19 protein-coding genes and 1 tRNA gene are annotated in these 16423 nt (G+C 30.5%); 12 read left to right on the top strand and 8 right to left on the bottom strand.

The annotated features are described in order from the left end of the window. Positions 1–113: 113 nt before the first annotated feature. Both dnaJ and ACFO3U_RS06640 read right to left on the bottom strand, forming a co-directional pair. Positions 114–1235 carry a molecular chaperone DnaJ gene (gene dnaJ, locus ACFO3U_RS06645; protein WP_379739543.1) on the bottom strand — a complete coding sequence of 374 codons (1122 nt, stop codon included), beginning with the start codon at positions 1233–1235 and terminating at the stop codon, positions 114–116. 75 nt (positions 1236–1310) lie between these two features. Beyond that, a complete protein-coding gene (locus tag ACFO3U_RS06640) occupies positions 1311–1874 on the bottom strand; it encodes a nucleotide exchange factor GrpE (RefSeq protein ID WP_379739540.1) in 564 nt (187 codons plus the stop codon). Positions 1875–2050: 176 nt separating this feature from the next. On the opposite strand from ACFO3U_RS06640, the gene ACFO3U_RS06635 reads away from it, so the two are divergent. After that, entirely contained in the window at positions 2051–2698 is a 648-nt protein-coding gene (locus ACFO3U_RS06635; RefSeq protein WP_379739537.1) for a YceI family protein, read from the top strand. Between the two features lie 57 nt (positions 2699–2755). Here the strand turns inward: ACFO3U_RS06635 and ACFO3U_RS06630 are convergent, their stop codons facing one another. Further along, positions 2756–3661, bottom strand: a complete 906-nt coding sequence (locus ACFO3U_RS06630; protein WP_379739534.1) for a TIGR01777 family oxidoreductase — start codon at positions 3659–3661, stop codon at positions 2756–2758. Between the two features lie 144 nt (positions 3662–3805). Continuing rightward, a complete protein-coding gene (locus tag ACFO3U_RS06625; RefSeq protein ID WP_379739531.1) occupies positions 3806–4261 on the bottom strand; it encodes a DUF4442 domain-containing protein in 456 nt (151 codons plus the stop codon). A 218-nt stretch (positions 4262–4479) separates the two neighbouring features. Here ACFO3U_RS06625 and ACFO3U_RS06620 point away from each other — a divergent pair, with 218 nt between their 5' ends. From ACFO3U_RS06620 to ACFO3U_RS06600, 5 genes are all read left to right on the top strand, one after another. Next, the gene (locus ACFO3U_RS06620) at positions 4480–4809 is read left to right on the top strand and encodes a PadR family transcriptional regulator (RefSeq protein WP_379739528.1); all 330 of its coding nucleotides are present in this window, start codon (positions 4480–4482) and stop codon (positions 4807–4809) included. A 5-nt stretch (positions 4810–4814) separates the two neighbouring features. Continuing rightward, the gene (locus ACFO3U_RS06615) at positions 4815–6539 is read left to right on the top strand and encodes a PspC domain-containing protein (protein WP_379739525.1); all 1725 of its coding nucleotides are present in this window, start codon (positions 4815–4817) and stop codon (positions 6537–6539) included. A gap of 44 nt (positions 6540–6583) precedes the next feature. Beyond that, complete coding sequence (locus ACFO3U_RS06610) at positions 6584–7324, top strand: head GIN domain-containing protein (protein WP_379739522.1); 741 nt, start codon at positions 6584–6586, stop codon at positions 7322–7324. A gap of 84 nt (positions 7325–7408) precedes the next feature. Next, positions 7409–8245, top strand: a complete 837-nt coding sequence (locus ACFO3U_RS06605) for a GIN domain-containing protein (RefSeq protein ID WP_379739519.1) — start codon at positions 7409–7411, stop codon at positions 8243–8245. A gap of 3 nt (positions 8246–8248) precedes the next feature. Beyond that, a complete protein-coding gene (locus ACFO3U_RS06600; protein ID WP_379739516.1) occupies positions 8249–8770 on the top strand; it encodes a hypothetical protein in 522 nt (173 codons plus the stop codon). A gap of 59 nt (positions 8771–8829) precedes the next feature. On the opposite strand, the gene trxB is transcribed toward ACFO3U_RS06600, so the two are convergent. From trxB to ACFO3U_RS06585, 3 genes are all read right to left on the bottom strand, one after another. Beyond that, on the bottom strand, positions 8830–9777 hold the full coding sequence (gene trxB, locus ACFO3U_RS06595; protein ID WP_379739513.1) for a thioredoxin-disulfide reductase: 948 nt from the start codon (positions 9775–9777) through the stop codon (positions 8830–8832). Positions 9778–10019: 242 nt separating this feature from the next. Continuing rightward, complete coding sequence (locus ACFO3U_RS06590; RefSeq protein ID WP_379739510.1) at positions 10020–10268, bottom strand: GIY-YIG nuclease family protein; 249 nt, start codon at positions 10266–10268, stop codon at positions 10020–10022. A 47-nt stretch (positions 10269–10315) separates the two neighbouring features. Then, positions 10316–10390, bottom strand: a tRNA-Pro gene (locus tag ACFO3U_RS06585). Positions 10391–10523: 133 nt separating this feature from the next. Between ACFO3U_RS06585 and udk the strand changes: the two genes are divergently transcribed. From udk to scpA, 6 genes are read left to right on the top strand one after another with little or no spacing between them, the layout of a single operon-like run. Further along, complete coding sequence (udk, locus tag ACFO3U_RS06580) at positions 10524–11135, top strand: uridine kinase (RefSeq protein WP_379739507.1); 612 nt, start codon at positions 10524–10526, stop codon at positions 11133–11135. Then, positions 11136–11486 carry an FtsB family cell division protein gene (locus tag ACFO3U_RS06575; RefSeq protein ID WP_379739505.1) on the top strand — a complete coding sequence of 117 codons (351 nt, stop codon included), beginning with the start codon at positions 11136–11138 and terminating at the stop codon, positions 11484–11486. 12 nt (positions 11487–11498) lie between these two features. Then, a complete protein-coding gene (locus ACFO3U_RS06570; protein WP_379739502.1) occupies positions 11499–12866 on the top strand; it encodes a methylmalonyl-CoA mutase subunit beta in 1368 nt (455 codons plus the stop codon). Between the two features lie 33 nt (positions 12867–12899). Then, complete coding sequence (locus ACFO3U_RS06565) at positions 12900–13136, top strand: hypothetical protein (protein WP_379739499.1); 237 nt, start codon at positions 12900–12902, stop codon at positions 13134–13136. After that, positions 13126–13416: a type II toxin-antitoxin system RelE/ParE family toxin gene (locus ACFO3U_RS06560; RefSeq protein WP_379739496.1), complete on the top strand. Its 291-nt coding sequence runs from the start codon at positions 13126–13128 to the stop codon at positions 13414–13416. Before ACFO3U_RS06565 ends, ACFO3U_RS06560 begins: the two co-directional genes overlap by 11 nt. Positions 13417–13438: 22 nt before the next feature. Continuing rightward, on the top strand, positions 13439–15550 hold the full coding sequence (gene scpA / locus ACFO3U_RS06555) for a methylmalonyl-CoA mutase (RefSeq protein WP_379739908.1): 2112 nt from the start codon (positions 13439–13441) through the stop codon (positions 15548–15550). A gap of 144 nt (positions 15551–15694) precedes the next feature. Here the strand turns inward: scpA and ACFO3U_RS06550 are convergent, their stop codons facing one another. Beyond that, complete coding sequence (locus ACFO3U_RS06550) at positions 15695–16255, bottom strand: hypothetical protein (protein ID WP_379739493.1); 561 nt, start codon at positions 16253–16255, stop codon at positions 15695–15697. Positions 16256–16423 lie beyond the last annotated feature (168 nt).

Here is a 16423-nt window from a genome sequence, read left to right as displayed (position 1 = left end):
TACAAAAAAAACCCACCTTAATGAATAAACTTTAAGATGGGAAAAATTGCTATGAAAAAGAAAAATTCACTTTCTTAAAAAAGTGATGTTCAAATGTAACTAATTAAATTTAATTACGAAAACATATCTTTAACTTTTTCAAAAAAAGATTTATCAGACTTCTCCGGCTTAGGAATGAAGTTATCGTCTGACAGCATATTTTCAAAGAAATTCTTTTGTTCTTTATTCAAAGTCTTTGGTGTCCAAACGTTTACATGCACTAGCAAATCACCATTTCCATAAGAATTTATACTTGGAATACCTTTACCTTTTAAACGTAAAATTTTTCCAGACTGAATTCCTTCCTCTAATTTGATTCTAACTTTTCCTGAAACTGTTTCTATTTCTTTTGAAGCTCCTAAAGCTGCTTCTGGAAAACTTACATATAAATCGTAGTGAAGATTTTCACCTTCACGTTTTAAAAATTCGTGTTCAATTTCTTCAATAGCTACAATTAAATCTCCAGGAACGCTATTGTTTCCAGGTGCTTCGTTTCCTTTTCCAGAAACTTTTAATTGCATGCCATCAACAACTCCAGCAGGAATTTTGATTGAAACGGTATCATCTTCAACCAACATACCTTGTGCATCTGCTCCATCAGGTTTTTTATCTAAAATTTGTCCAGAACCTTGACATGTTGGACATGTTGCAGCTGTTTGCATTCTTCCTAATATAGTATTAGAAACTCGCATAACTTGTCCTTGACCATTACAAGTTGAACAAGTTTTAAAAGTAGCATCTGATGCTTGAACTTTACGTTTTACTTTTACTTTTTTCTCAACACCATTAGCTATTTCTTCTAGTGTTAATTTTACTTTTATTCTAAGATTACTTCCTTTTACTCTACGTTGGCCTCCACCACCAAAGCCGCTTCCTCCGAAACCACCACCAAAAGCACTTCCAAAAATATCACCAAATTGGCTAAAGATGTCATCCATATTCATGTGATGTCCACCACCAAAACCTCCTGCACCATCAAAAGCTGCATGACCCATTCTGTCATAACGTGCTCTTTTGTCAGCATCACCTAAAACTTCATATGCTTCTGCAGCAGTTTTAAAATTTTCTTCGGCTTCTTTATCACCAGGATTTTTATCAGGGTGATATTGAATGGCTTTTTTTCTGTACGCTTTCTTTATTTCATCTGGAGTTGCAGATTTGCTAACACCTAATACTTCGTAAAAATCTTTCTTCATAAATTATATAAATTCCAATAAAAAAATTCCAAATTCCAATAAAAAAATTGGTATCGAAATAATTTTGGTTTACTATTATTGCCCAATTACTACTTTAGGAAAACGAATAATTTTGTCTCCTAATTTATATCCTTTCTCAATTACATCAACGATTTTACCTTTTAAATCGTCAGATGGAGCGGGAATTTGAGTAATGGCTTCGGCAAAATCAGCATCAAAAACATCACCTGCTTTTACATCAACAATTTCCAATCCTTTTGACACTAAAGTTGATTTTAATTTTTCATGAATTAATTCAACTCCTTTAACTAAAACTTCTTCGTTTGATTTAGAAATCTCATTCATAGCTCTGTCAAAATCATCTAAAACAGGTAACATAGATTGTAAAACTTCTTGATTTGCAGATTTAAATAAATCAATACGCTCTTTTGCCGTACGTTTTTTGAAATTGTCATATTCTGCAAAAAGACGCAAAAACTTATCTTTTTCTTTAGCTAAGTCTTCTTGTAATTGCTCTTCAACAGATAATTCTGGTTGTTGTACTTCTTGATTTTCTGAAACAGTTTCTCCGTTTACCTCATCTTTCTCAATGTTTTCAGTACTTTCTTGACTCATATTTTTGAATATTTTTTTAAACATTTTTCCTTTTGCAAGGTATATAGCAAATGTATTGCCATTTCTAAATAAATGTCAAATTGTCACAAAATTCAATTTCAAAAAACTCCATTATGCCAATTCCTAAACTAAAATTTAATTTTTTATTAAGATTTGTTTATAATTGAATTGCTATTTTTGGAAAAATTAAAATTATAAATATGAAAAAAATAGCATTATTAGGTTTAGGACTTTTATTTTTTGTAAGTTGTAAAAAAGAAGCGGAAGCTGAAGCAACTGAACCAACAGTTGTTGAAACTGGAATTAATGGAACTTTTAAAGTTGACTCGACATCCACTGTTAGTTGGGTTGGATCAAAACCAACTGGAAAACACAATGGAAAAATTAATATTAAAGACGGGGAATTCACTATTGCAGAAGGAAAAATCACTGAAGGTAAATTTGTAATTGACATGAGTTCAATCACAGTAGAGGACTTAGAAGGTGAAGATAAAGAAAATTTAGAAGCTCACCTAAAAGGATCTAACAAGCCTGAAACTGCTGATCACTTTTTCAATATTTCTAAATATCCAGAAGCTGTATTTACTGTTACAGGATTTATGAACGAAGGTGGTTCTGATATGGTAGAAGGTGATTTGATGATTAAAGATAAAACAAACAAAGTAAAATTTCCTGTTTCAATCACTGAAAATGATGGAGTTATTACTATGACTTCTACAGAATTCAAAATTAACAGAACACTTTGGGATGTTAAATATGGTTCAAAATCATTTTTTGATGATTTAGGAGATAAATATATTGATGACGAAATTGCTATTCAAATTAATGTAACAGCAAAAAAACAATAAGAGGTTTAGATTATTATTAATTCAAACTAAAAAAGCACTCAAATTGAGTGCCTTTTTTTATTTTAGAAGGTTATTTAGAGCTTTTTCAATTGTAGCAAATTTAAATTGATACCCTTGATTCAATATTTTCAAAGCACTAACACTCTGACTTGAGAAAACTAAAATATACATTTCACCTAAAACCATTTTCATTACAAACTTAGGAATATTAGGCAACCATAAAGGTCTTTTTAAAACTTTAGCAATTTCATGAGTTAAAGTTGCGTTTGTAACTGGATGAGGAGCTACTGCATTATACACTCCATCTAACTCACCTACTTGGGTATAATAAAAGATGTTGACTAAATCTTCAATATGAATCCATGATTGATATTGTTTTCCTGAGCCAAAAGGTGCTCCAACACCATATTTAATTGGTGTTACCATTTGAGGTAAAGCTCCACCTTTGTTAGATAAGACAATTCCAATTCTAATTTTTGTTACTAAAATATTGAACTGTTTAAAGGCATCCACTTCATTTTCCCACTTTTGAACCACTTCTCCTAAAAAAGAATCATCAACACCTTTATTATCTTCATTATAAATGGCTCCTAAACTATCTGGATAAATTCCAATAGCTGAAGCTGAAATAATTTGGGTAACCTGATTGGAATTATTTTGTAATGTTGAGACTAATAATCTTGTTGGAATCGTTCTACTATCTAAAATTTCTTTTTTATAAGAAGAAGTCCATCTTTTCGCAACTGTAGCTCCAGCCAAATGATAAATCACTGAAACTCCATCAAAAGCATTGATGTCAATTTCGTTTTCATCAGGATTCCAATAATAACCTTTGTAATTTTCTTGTGCAACTAATTTATCTTTTGAAGTGGAAAGGTAATTTACTTTTACATTATTTCGATGCAAAACTTTAACCAACTCTTGCCCTATCATTCCGGTTGCACCTGTTATTAATACTTTCATCTTTTTCTTTTTACTCAAAGTTACATAAGAAAATATCAAAAAAACAGTTATTTAACTACTCTTAACAGTTGTTATTGGAATTTCAAGATTTCCAAAAAAAAAAGTAATTTCTAAAAATTCATTTCAACTATAAACTATAAACTGCTAACTCTTAACCTTAACACTCCACTCAAATTGCATTTCAGAAACCTGATCTCCTTTTTCATCAATTCCAATTGAAGTTAACCAAATCGTTTGACCTTCATTTGTTTCAATAGCTTCCTGAATAGTATCTTTAATTAAATTTCCTTCATTGCATTCAAATGTGATTCTTCCTTTTGCTTTTTTGGTAAAAGTAGCTTTGTTGTTGGCAACTAACATTGATATTTTTACACCACTTTTATTTATTTGATACATTACTAAAGCTCCAGTGGTAAATTCTGCTGCCATAGCCTGAACTGCAAAATACATGGAATTAAATGGATTTTGATTAAACCATCTATGTTTTACTGTTGATTGGCAAACTTCTGCCGAAATTGACTTTGCTCGTACACCACACCAAAAAGCTGATGGTAATTTAAAAAACATATATAGGTTCAATTTAAAGGGAGAAATGCTCATGAGTAGTATATTTTTCGCTAATGTACAAAAAATTACAATGCACGCATACTAAATTAGAACTGTTAAATAAATGTTAATTATTAGTACTATGCGTAACACAATACCATTTAATAGACATATATTTGTATAAGAAAATAATAGGTTAAAAAATTTATTAGTTTCAATCATCATCAAAAATCAAAAAACGAGTAGTAACTTAAAAAAAACAAAAGTGAATTATGAACATTGAAAACACAAAGGCTCAAATGAGAAAAGGTGTTTTAGAATTTTGCATACTTTCTGTATTAAAAATACAAGATGCATATACTTCTGAAATTCTTGAAACATTAAAAGAAGCTAAACTATTAGTTGTTGAAGGAACGGTTTATCCTTTATTGACAAGACTAAAAAACGATGGGTTATTATTATATCGTTGGGAAGAATCAACATCTGGACCACCAAGAAAATATTATGGACTAACAGATGAAGGCAAAGAATTTTTAAATGAATTAGGCAGTACTTGGACCGAATTATCAGATGCTGTGAACACCATAACAAACAAAAACTAAGAATCATGAACAAGACAATAAGTATAAATTTAGGAGGTTTCTTTTTTCACATAGATGAAGATGCTTTTAGTAAACTTACTCGCTATTTAGATGCTGTTAAACGTTCGCTTTCTCCTGAAGGTAGAGAGGAAATTATAAAAGATATTGAGAGTAGAATTGCTGAGCTTTTTCAAGAAAAAATTAAAAATGAAAAACAAGTAATTGGCTCAAAAGAGGTTGATGACATGATTGTTATTATGGGACAACCTGAAGATTATAAAATCGACGATGAACCTAAAAATTCATTTAATAATTCAAACTATAATTATTCAAATAATGGTGGAACTAAGAAGCTTTATAGAGATAAAGACAATTCTATAATTGGTGGAGTTTTATCAGGAGTTAGTCAATATATAGGTATAGACCCTATTTGGCTACGAATTTTTATGGCTATTTTGTTAGTCTTCTTTGGAACTGGATTTTTCATCTATATCATTTTATGGATAATTATTCCAGAAGCTAAAACGACAACTCAAAAATTAGAAATGCGTGGAATGCCTATTAACATTACTAATATCGAGAAAAAAGTAAAGGAAGGTATTGACGATATTACTTCAAAGATCAGCGACATTGATACTGAAAAAATGATGTATAACGCAAGAAATAGTTCGCAAAGAGTAGGTTCTACTATAGAAGATATCTTTACAACTATTCTAAAAATCATCGGTAAATTGTTGGGAGGTTTTATCGTCTTAGTAACTTCAGTTTCATTAATTGGATTACTTATCGGAACAATCTTTATGTTTTTTTCAAGTACACTTGATCATGTACACATGCCTTGGAATGAATATTTAAGAGCAAGTAATTATACTGATTTTCCAATGTGGATATTGTATATATTTTCATTCTTTGCTGCAGCTATTCCAATCTTTTTCTTCTTCATTTTAGGGTTAAAGTTATTGGTTAACAACGTAAAATCTATAGGAAGTTATGCAAAATACAGCTTATTAGGTCTTTGGATTTTATCAATCGTATTTTTAGTATATTTTGGACTAAGACAAGCCTCAGAAGTAAGTAGGGAAAGTAAAGTAGTAGAAAAAAGAGAAATCATTTTAACACCAAATGATACTTTAAAAATCAACATGAAGTACAATGATTTCTATACGAAAAGTGTTTACAGAAAAACCGATTTTAAATTCGTTGTAGACGAAAAGGATAAAGAAATAATTTATTCAAACAATGTAAAAATTCATTTGATGAAAACAGATGAAACAAAAACTTATATTCAAATTGAAAAAGTAGCCAATGGAAGTTCTTACAACGATGCAAAAGAAAGAGCTAAAAATATAGTTTATAATTTTGATATTCAAGGAAATATAATTAATTTAGACAACTATTTAATTACAGATAGAAACAATAAATTTAGAGACCAAGAAGTTCATATTTATATTTATATTCCAAAAGGAACGGTTATTTTTCCAAATGAAACTATTTCAGATTATTTGACCAATCACAATTCTGACATTGATATGTATTATGGTAGAGAAAATCATTATTACAAATTAATTGATGGTGATTTTGAATGTTTAGATTGTCCTGAGGAAATTGAAAATAACAAATGGAACAGTGATGAAGACAATAATGTTGAAATAAAAATAAACGGACAAGATATCATCAATTCTGAAACAGAAATCAAAACTATTAATGTTGACGAAAATGGAATAAGTATTCAAACAAAGAATAAAAAATAACAAAAAAACTAACCTCTTCTTCTTGAAGAAAAAAACTAACAAAAATGGTAAAATTTATTTTTCAAATCACAAAAATCATTATTGCTGTTATTATAATGTTACTAGCCATTTCATGTGGTAATAATGGAAGTTTTTTGAATGATGGCCTTTCTGGAAATGGAAATGTAACTTCATCAAAAAGAACGACTGAAAATTTTGACACAATTGAAGCCAAAACTGGTATCAAAGTTATCATTGAACAAACAGATAGCTATGCAATTGAAGCAAAAACGGATGAAAACTTACAAGAACATTTAAAAACGGAAGTTGCCAATGGTGTTTTATCCATTTATTTTGACGAAAATATTAACACAGCAGAAGAAAGAACAGTTTATGTAAAAGTACCAAACCTAAAGAAAATTTCATCTTCAAGCGGAGCTTCAGTTGAAAGTACAACAACTATAAAATCAGAAACATTGGATTTAAAATCAAGCAGTGGAAGCGAAATGAATTTAAGTGTAAATGCCAGAAACCTTTCTTGTGATAGTAGCAGTGGAAGTGAAATTGAAGCAAAAGGAAAAGCAGAAAATTTAAGAACTGAATCCTCAAGTGGAAGCTCTATTATTCTAAATCAATTAGAAGTTGCTAATGCTGTTTGTAAATCATCAAGTGGAAGTTCAACAAAAGTAAATCCATCTGAAACACTCAATGCAGATGCTTCAAGTGGAAGTAGTATAAAATATTACTCAACTCCAAAAAAAATAACGGTTGATGAAAGTTCGGGTGCAAGTGTATCCAAAAAATAAGAAATCAAGCATCAGTCTAAAGCTGATGTTTTTTTTGCTCTAAATCAAAGTAAAATCTTATTTTTGTAAAAACAAGAATAGAAAATGAAAAATAAAATTGCTTTTTTACTAGTTGCTTTTTTAATGGTAACTATCTCTTTTGCTCAAAAAAAAGAAAAAATAAAAGGATCTAAAATTGTTACTGTTACAGTTAAAGAAATTGAAAGTTTTGACTCAATAGACATTGGAGATAACATTGAAGTTTTCTTAGTAAAATCAGACAAAAACTCTGTTGAAATTGAAGCAGATGACAACTTGCACGATGCCGTTATTTTTGAAATATTAGGTTCAACCTTAAAGTTATATTCTACTAAAGATGTTATTAGGGCTAAAAAATTTAGCATTAGAATTAATTATACAAATGAATTAAAATTAATAGTTGTTAAAAACGAAGCTATTTTAAATGCTTTAGCTGATTTGAATTTGGACAACATTACCATTAAAAATTTTGATTCTTCAAAATCATTTTTAAATGTAAAATCATCATCATTTAATTTAGTTTTAAATGATAAATCAGAAGCTGAATTGAATGTAAAAGCTGATACTACGTCAATTGAGATGAGTGCAAGTAGTGAGTTAAAAGCATTAATTGCTTCACCAAATTTCAAATTAGACATGTATCAAAAATCTCAAGCTGAAATTGAAGGTGATGCTGCAATAGCCAATATCAGATTAGATAATAATGCTTCGCTTAAGGCTAAAAAATTTCCTGTAAACGAGATGAATTTAGTAACTGAAATGTATAGTTATTCTGAAATAAACGTAAAAGATAAAGTAACTATTTCTGCTACAGGAAAATCAGAAATTGAACTTTTAGGAGATGCTAAAGTAGATTTACCTGTTTTTAGAAATAATGCAAATCTTCAAAAAATAGAAAAATAGAAAATGAGAATTGTAACTTCAATAATCTTTTTAGTCAGTTTTATCGGTTTTTCTCAAACTAATGAAACTAATTTTCCAAATGACTTTTTTGGAAAATATAAAGGAAAATTAAATATTACAAATGCAAATGGAATACAGCAAATTGATATGGAATTTCATTTATTACCAACTGATACTATTGGTAAATATCAATACACTATAATCTATAAATCAGATAAAATCAATCAAGAAAGAAAATATACACTTTTAGAAAAAGATAAATCTAAAGGACAATATTTGGTAGATGAAAACAATGGAATCCTATTAAATTGCATGTATGCTAACAATGCACTTTATTCAATTTTCGAAGTTCAAGGTGGTTTACTTACAACAACTGAACATTTTTATAAAGACTATATGGATTTTGAAATCATGTATTCAGTAAAAGAAAAAGTCGAAAAATCGTTAAGCACTGAAGAAGATCCAACCGAAGTTCTCTCCTATCCTGTTATCAGCATACAAAAAGCTAAACTCTATAAAGAATAAAAAAATCCAGCGTAATTGCTGGATTTTTTTTATAAATTTGAATCAAATAAATTACTTTATTATTCTTTTGCAGCCAAATATCTTTCTGCATCTAAAGCAGCCATACAACCTGTTCCAGCAGCAGTAACAGCTTGTCTGTACACATGATCAGCAGCATCACCACCAACAAAAACTCCAGCTACATTTGTTTTAGAAGTTCCTGGTACATTTATAATATAACCTGTTTCGTCTAAATTTAAATAATCAGCAAAAATATCTGTATTTGGTTTGTGTCCAATAGCTACGAAAAATCCAGTTGCAGGAATTTCAATAGTTTCACCCGAAACTCTATTTTTTGCTCTTACACCAGTCACTACTTGACCATCACCTAAAACCTCATCCGTTTCTGTGTTTAATAATATTTCTATGTTTGGTGTATTTCTAACTCTAGCTTCCATAATTTTTGAAGCTCTAAATTGCTCACTTCTTACCAACATAGTAACTTTAGTACATAATTTAGATAAATAATGAGCTTCTTCACAAGCACTATCACCTGCTCCAACAATTACTACTTCTTGATTTCTGTAGAAAAAACCATCACAAACGGCACAAGCAGAAACTCCACCACCCAAATTCAAATATTTTTGCTCTGAAGGCAATCCTAAATATTTTGCAGAAGCACCTGTTGAAATAATTACAGTTTCAGCATGAATTTCGATAGTATCATTAATCCACACTTTATGAATTTCACCACTAAAATCAACTTTAGTTGCCCAACCATCACGAACATCTGTTCCAAATCTTTTGGCTTGTTCTTGTAATTGTATCATCATTTCTGGACCAGTTACACCATCCACATAACCTGGAAAATTTTCTACTTCATTTGTAGTAGTCAATTGTCCTCCTGGTTGAGTTCCTTGATATAAAACCGGAAACATATTAGCTCTTGATGCATAAATAGCAGCAGTATATCCTGCAGGACCAGAACCAATAATCAAACATTTTACTTTTTCAATCGTATCTGACATAATTTTATCTCTAAATAATTAGTGTTGTTTTTGAAGTCCCAAAAGTAACAATTTTGAATGAATTGAAATGTAATATAACTTACAAAAAAATGATAATACTATAATTATAAATTATTACTACTTAATAAAAACAAAAAACCTTCTTGATTTTCAAGAAGGTTTTTTTGTCGGGGTGGCAGTGCTTGTTCCGCTCCGGAAATTCGAATCTGCGACCTTCCCGATTGAAAATCGGGACGCGATGATCAGTTATTGCTTATTAATTCTTTGATTTTAAGACTGCTTTTCCAATTCTTAATCTCTTTTTCTCTCTTTGTAGCTTCTTCTTTTGTTAAATATTCTTCTATATAAACTATTTCCCAATCTTTGGCTCTTGAAGTGTATCCCGAATGATTTGAAAGATGTTTCCTCAATCGCTCTTCAACCGAAATTGTAGTAAAACCAATATAATATTTGTTGAGTTTCGATGAATATAATATGTAAACGTAATTCATAAATTAACATAATAAAAAAACCTCCTTGAAATTCAAGAAGGTTTTTGTCGGGGTGGCAGGATTCGAACCTGCGACCTCCTGCTCCCAAAGCAGGCGCGATGACCGGGCTACGCTACACCCCGAAAAGTGAGGTGCAAATATAAAGCTAATATTTATACTGACAAGCATTTTTACAATTATTTTTTTAAGTCAAAATTAAAAGCATATATTTAAATTCAAATACTTAAATTTGTCGAATAATTAAGATACTTTTTTATGCTTATAATTGGAATTGCAGGTGGTACAGGTAGTGGTAAAACGACTGTTGTACATCAAATTATGAATGAATTACCTCAAACGGAAGTTGGAATCATATCTCAAGATTCTTATTATCGTGAAACATCTAATTTATCTTATGAGGAAAGAACAAAAATCAATTTTGATCATCCAAGAGCAATAGATTTTGAACTACTTGTTGAGCATTTAAAACAATTAAAAGAAGAAAAAACAATTGAACAACCTGTATATTCATTTGTAACACACAACAGAACAGATGATGTTATTGTAACGCATCCAAGAAAAGTGATGATTGTAGAAGGAATTCTTATCTTAGCTAATCCTGAACTTCGTGAGCTATTTGATATTAAAATATTCGTTCATGCAGATTCAGATGAAAGGTTAATTAGACGTTTAAAAAGAGACATAGCAGAACGAGGAAGAGACATGGAAGAAGTTTTAAATCGTTACCAAAATACACTTAAACCAATGCACCAACAATTTATTGAGCCTACAAAAGCATTTGCTGACATAATTATTCCAAATGACAAATACAATACAGTGGCAATTGATGTGGTAAGAGCAGTGATCAATCAAAGAATAGAAAAATAAATGTTTAAAAAATTGCAACAATTACGTTTAAAATACCCTTTCCTTAAAATTATTTGGAACAGGTACTTTTTAGTATTGTTGTTTTTTTTAGTTTGGATACTCTTTTTAGACAATTATTCGTATCTTGACCATAGAGTTTTAAATAAGGAAATTGACGAGTTAGAAGCCAATAAAAAATACTACAAAGACGAAATAACGGCTGATAGTATCAAAATAAAAAGACTTCAAAATCCAGATATGATCGAAAAATATGCTCGTGAAAAATATTTTATGAAAAAAGATAGTGAAGATATCTACATCATAGAATTCGAAGATGATTTACATAATGAAGAATCCAATAAAGATTTTTAAAAAACAACTACCGTGACTAAAGAAAATAATTTATTTAATGAATTTGAAACCATAAACTCTAAACAGTGGAAACAACAAATTCAATTTGAATTAAAAGGAGCTGATTATAACGAAACATTAGTTTGGGAAAGTTTAGAAGGCATCAAAGTAAAACCTTTCTACCACAATGACGAAGATAATTCTACCAATAATGTAGATACAAAAGTTTCTGAATTTAACATTCTCCAAAACATCTTTGTTTTTGATGTAGAAAAATCCAATGCAAAAGCCTTAGATTCTTTAAATCGTGGTGCAGAAAGTATTTGTTTTACCATTGAAAATGAAAACATTTCAATAGAAAATTTATTACAAAATCTTCCTTTTGAAAACGTTTGGTATTACTTCAATTTGAAGTTTATATCAATCGATTTCGCAACTAAATTATCGGATTTTGCTTCTTCAAACAAAGCAAATTTCTCAATTCAGATTGATCCAATCGGACAATTAGTAAAAGATGGAAATTGGTTTTCAAATTTAGAATCTGATTTCAAAAATTTGAACCAAATAGCCTCAAAAATAAGTATCCCATTTTGTACTATAAAATCAGGAATCTACCAAAATGCTGGTGCTAATATGGTGCAACAATTAGCATATACTTTGGCACATGCAAATGAATATTTCAATAGAATTGAAAACCTAAATCAAACTATAACAATTGAAGTTGCTGTTGGCACGAATTACTTTTTTGAGATTGCCAAATTGAGAGCTTTACGTTTATTATTCAACACATTAGCTAAAGAATACAATCATACATTTGAATGCACTATTATAGCAATTCCCACAAAACGCAACAAAACAATTTATGATTACAATGTAAATATGCTTCGAACTACAACGGAATGTATGTCAGCAATTTTAGGTGGTGCAAATGAGGTAGGAAACTTAGCTTATGACGCTTTATATCACAAAGACAATGAATTTGGAGATAGAATTGCTAGAAACCAACTATTAGTATTAAAGAAAGAAAGCTATTTAGACAAAGTCAACAATCCAGCTGATGGTGCTTATTATATAGAATCTTTGACAGAACAACTAGCTGAAAAAGCTTTAACACTATTCAAAGATATTGAAGCAAATGGTGGTTTGATTACACAATTAATTGAAGGAACTATTCAAAGAAAAATCAATGAATCCGCTCAAAAAGAACAAGATTTATTTGATTCAGGTAAAGAAGTTTTATTAGGGACTAATAAATATCCTAACAAAAACGATAAAATGAAACACGATTTAGAATTATATCCTTTTGTAAAAAACAATCCAAGAAAAACGTTAATAACACCCATAATTGAAAAACGTTTAGCCGAGAAAATGGAACAAGAACGATTAAATGCTGAAGAATAATTTCATATATTTACAGCTATAAATCAAATCCTTATGGAAGCAATAAGACAATTTGTAAAAGTCAAAAATCACCAAGTAAACATTACATTACCTGATGATTTCAATGCTGATGAAGTAGAAGTAATCATCTTTGCTAAAGGTGAAAATGAATATGCAATTCCACAATGGCAAATTGATGATGTAAGAGAACGAACAGAAAAATATTTAAAGAATCCTAAAAACGTAACAGATATAGATGATTTTTTAAAAGAAATTGAAAATGAATTATAAAATTGTAATTATTGATGAAGCTAAACTTGATTACAAAGAAGCATTAAATTATTATAAAGATATAAACCCTAAACTCGGAAAAAGATTCAATCAATCTTTTAAAGACAGTTTAGATCTAATAAAGAAAAAACCAGAATTATTCCAAAATAGATTTGAAAATGTAAGAATTAAAATGCTTAAAACCTTTCCTTATCTAATTCATTTTGCAATTTATGATAATTTAATAGTTATAAAAGCAATTTATCATTCATCAAGAAATAGCAAACTAAATCTTTTTTAAAAAAAATAAATTGAGAAAAAACATCCAAAATATAAAATTAGAAAGTCAAAAGTTAAAAGTTGAAAGTCAATCAACCAACAACTTCCTAACTGCCGAAAACATCGAAGTAAAACCAAACTATACCAAAGAAGACATAGAAAATTTGGAACACATTGGTTTTGCAGCAGGTTTCGCACCAAATTTACGTGGACCTTACGCAACAATGTATGTTCGTCGTCCATGGACCATACGTCAATATGCAGGTTTTTCAACTGCTGAAGAAAGTAACGCTTTCTACCGTAGAAATTTAGAAGCCGGACAAAAAGGATTATCAGTAGCTTTTGATTTAGCCACACACAGAGGTTACGATTCTGACCACGAACGTGTTTTTGGAGATGTAGGAAAAGCAGGTGTTGCCATAGATTCTGTGGAAGACATGAAAATACTTTTTGACCAAATTCCTCTCGGTGAAATGTCAGTTTCTATGACCATGAATGGTGCTGTTTTACCTATTATGGCTTTCTATATTGTTGCTGCAATGGAACAAGGAGTTGACATCAAAGACTTATCAGGAACCATCCAAAATGACATTCTAAAAGAGTTTATGGTTAGAAACACTTACATCTATCCACCTACTCCATCTATGAAAATTATTGCGGATATTTTTGAATATACAAGTAATAACATGCCCAAATTCAACTCGATTTCTATTTCGGGTTATCACATGCAAGAAGCTGGAGCAACCGCTGATATTGAATTAGCTTACACTTTAGCAGATGGTTTAGAATACATCAGAACCGGAATCGCAGCAGGAATGGACATCGATACTTTCGCTCCTAGATTATCTTTCTTTTGGGCTATTGGAATGAATCATTTTATGGAAATTGCCAAAATGCGTGCTGCTCGAATGCTATGGGCAAAAATGATTAAACAATTCAATCCAAAAAGCGATAAATCATTAGCTCTAAGAACACATTGCCAAACCAGTGGTTGGAGTCTAACAGAACAAGACCCTTTCAATAACGTAGCTAGAACAACCGTTGAAGCTGCTGCTGCTGCTTTTGGAGGAACACAATCGCTACATACAAATGCATTAGACGAAGCCATTGCATTACCAACCGACTTCTCTGCAAGAATTGCCAGAAACACTCAAATATTTCTACAAGAAGAAACCAAAATCAGCAAAACTGTTGATCCTTGGGCTGGAAGCTATTATGTAGAAAGTCTAACGGCTGAAATTGCCGATAAAGCTTGGGCTCTGATTGAAGAAGTAGAATCGTTAGGTGGAATGACAAAAGCCATTGAAGAAGGTATTCCAAAATTGCGTATTGAAGAAGCTGCAGCTCGTAAACAAGCTCGTATTGATAGCACACAAGATATTATTGTTGGTGTAAATAAATACCGTTTAGAAAAAGAAGATCCATTACATATTTTGGATGTGGACAATGATATGGTTCGCAAACAACAAATTGAACGTTTAGAACAAATTAAAAAATCTCGAGATAACGAAAAAGTAAAAGCATGCTTAGCTAAATTAACCGACTGTGCTAAAAACCAAAACGATAATTTACTATCTTTAGCGGTAGAAGCTGCCAAACATAGAGCAACTTTAGGAGAAATTAGTGATGCTTTAGAAGAAGTATTCGGAAGATATAAAGCACAAATTAGAAGTTTTAGCGGTGTGTATAGCAAAGAAATAAAAAATGACGAAAGCTTTGAAAAGGCTAAACATTTAGCTGATGCTTTCGCAAAACAAGATGGTAGAAGACCTCGAATCATGATTGCCAAAATGGGTCAAGATGGTCACGATCGTGGTGCTAAAGTAGTAGCAACAGGTTATGCTGATGTTGGTTTTGACGTAGATATTGGTCCTCTATTCCAAACTCCAAAAGAAGCAGCCAAACAAGCCGTAGAAAATGATGTTCACATTTTAGGTGTTTCCTCTCTAGCAGCTGGACACAAAACCCTAGTTCCTCAAGTAATTGAAGAACTAAAAAAATACGGAAGAGAAGACATCATGGTCATTGTAGGTGGAGTAATCCCTGCACAAGATTATCAATTCTTGTTCGATGCTGGTGCTGTAGCCGTTTTTGGTCCTGGAACGAAAATTAGTGATGCAGCCATTACTATTTTAGAAGTTTTACTAGAAGAATAACCTCAAAATTGTCATGCTGAACTTGTTTCAGCATCTAAAATTATAAAAAACACCGACAGCAATGTTGGTGTTTTTTTTATTCAAAAACCAAAGAAAAAAAATTATAAATTTCTCTAATTCCTAAAATCCGTGTTCCTAAAAAAATTAAACATCAATTTGTTCCAAAGCCAAAACCCCTTCCAAAAAATCAATCCCTTTCACCTCATCAAAAAAGTCAATTTCCCGTTCATGAGGTAAAAAATCAGAAACAATACGCACAATAAAATCCTGAGGTTTCTTTAAGTACATAAACGTGTAATCTTCCATATTTACTACTGTTCCTGCAGCTAAATTAGTCGTTCTAACAAACTTATCCGAGGTTAAAGACGACAAACAAGGCAAACTTAACTTTGGCTCAACATGAATAGGTTTTCCATTCTCAAACAAACCACCTTCATAACCATATAAAGAAGCAGCCGTAATTTCAATAGGTTTTCCCAAAGCCAAGTGAGTTGGTACTTGTGATATTTTACCCACAACAGCCGCAAAACCCATTAATACACAAACATCATGTTTTGGTAGATTTAATAACGCTTTAGCTGTACTTTCTCGACCAATACCAGAAACCAAAACTTCATAAGTGTGTTTTAAATTTGGAATTCTTGACAAAGCAGAAAAGACTTTTTCTTGTTCTACTTCCATAGGAGTTAGGATGGTTATTTTCAATGAATATTTTTTTACAAAAATAGAAAATGATTATTTAACATAATAACAAAATTTGTTGTTAACAACTAATATTTTATGCTTACAGTTGTAAGCGGGTCAATTGTAGGCATAACAATAATTTTATAGACATGAATATCAAAGAAAAATTCGGTTAAAAAGTAAAAAGAA

The organism is Flavobacterium ponti (assembly GCF_042652765.1).
GTDB classification, from domain to species: Bacteria; Bacteroidota; Bacteroidia; order Flavobacteriales; family Flavobacteriaceae; genus Flavobacterium; species Flavobacterium ponti.
This window is presented reverse-complemented; position numbering and strand designations above follow the sequence as displayed.